This window comes from Oleiphilus sp. HI0125, from assembly GCF_001635355.1.
The window spans coordinates 1-1683 of the sequence record NZ_LWGF01000772.1; the positions used below are offsets into that span (position 1 = coordinate 1).

At 45.9% G+C, this 1683-nt stretch carries 2 protein-coding genes; both read left to right on the forward strand.

The features are described from left to right. On the forward strand, positions 1-231 hold a 231-nt coding region (locus A3762_RS27555), incomplete at its 5' end, for a hypothetical protein (RefSeq protein WP_197469225.1). Positions 232-329: 98 nt separating this feature from the next. Next, positions 330-1683: bifunctional D-glycero-beta-D-manno-heptose-7-phosphate kinase/D-glycero-beta-D-manno-heptose 1-phosphate adenylyltransferase HldE (hldE, locus tag A3762_RS12095; RefSeq protein ID WP_068755753.1), on the forward strand; the 1354-nt coding region annotated here is incomplete at its 3' end.

Genomic DNA, 1683 nt, shown 5'->3' on the forward strand with positions numbered 1-1683 from the left:
AACTACAACCTGTTAGGAGGAAGTGATATTGATAGTAACTATACTATTTGTGAATTCGCTGAAATATGCGGGGCATACCCAGCTCACACAGCCCCAACAGAACTAACAATACAGGACACAGATATCAATAACATCGAATTTGCTGTTCACCTGCTGAATAACGTTAATTTAACTGCCGACTCAATGAATGCAGCTATTTCAAGAACAAAAGCAGCAAACATTGAAGAATAGATAGATCAAACATCAAAGCTGTAAGGTTTTACTCATTTAAGCTAAGCTATTGCGTTGTTAATTCATTCCTCTGACGCATAGCTTGGCTGCACCATTTAATGTTTGATATTTCCGTTTTAGACCACCTTTCTGACCTGAATATTCTTGTTGTTGGCGACGTAATGCTTGATCGCTACTGGCAAGGAGACTCGCAAAGAATCTCTCCAGAAGCTCCGGTTCCTGTTGTTAAAATCAACAATCTTGAAGACAGAATTGGCGGCGCGGCAAACGTGGCACGCAACATTGCGCATTTGAACGGGCAAGTTAGTTTAATGGGGCTAATTGGCAATGATGAAAACGCCGATCGTCTTGAAGCCATGCTCGCAACAGACAAAGTAAGCTCCGCACTTATTCGTCAAGATCAACAGCCAACAATCACCAAGCTTCGTGTCATCAGTCGCCATCAACAAGTGGTGCGTCTTGATTTCGAAGAGCTTTTTGCAGATGCGCATGCGCAAACCTTGAAAGAACAATTTATAGCTCAGATCGATAACTATGATTTCGTTATTTTTTCCGACTACAACAAGGGCTCTTTACGCTATGTCGGAGAAATGATTCATGAAGCACGCAAACGTGGCAAAACAATCTTAGTCGATCCAAAGTCTTCAGATTTATCGGTCTACCGTGGCGCACACGTCATCACGCCAAACCTGAAAGAATTTATTGCTGCTGGAGGTCAAACCGACAGCGAGGAGAGCATTCACGCTTCAGCGAAAGCACTGATGGCAAAATGCGATCTCGATGCCATCCTTCTGACTCGCAGCGAACAAGGTATGTCGGTCATCACACCCTCCTCAAAACATGACATGCCAACCCGTGTACTTGAAGTCGCTGACGTAACCGGTGCAGGCGACACAGTCATCGGCACCTTGGCCTTAATGATGGCGGCAGGCACCCCTCTTGAAGATGCGGCGCAGATAGCGAATTTAGCAGCCGGAGTCGTCGTGGCTAAACTGGGTGCCGAAACAGTTTCTCCTGAAGAGCTTTACCAAATCGCAAATCGTGTGTTCTTTGAACATCGAGGAACCCGCGAGACCGAAACTTACGAAGAGACATTGCGTCACATAGAGCTTGCCAAACTTGCTGGCGAAAAAATTGTATTCACCAACGGCTGCTTCGATATTCTTCATGCAGGGCATGTGCGCTATTTAGAAAAAGCGCGAGCATTAGGCGATAGACTTGTACTGGGATTAAACTCAGACGAATCCGTTAAACGCTTAAAAGGTGAAACACGCCCCGTGAATGGTTATGAAGAACGCGCTACGGTGATCGGCGGACTCGCAAGCGTCGACTGGGTCCTTCCTTTTGGAGAGGTGAAAGGCGATCAATACGACGACACACCTTTCTACCTTATCGAAACAGTTATGCCGGATGTATTGGCGAAAGGTGGTGATTACACCATCGACACGATCG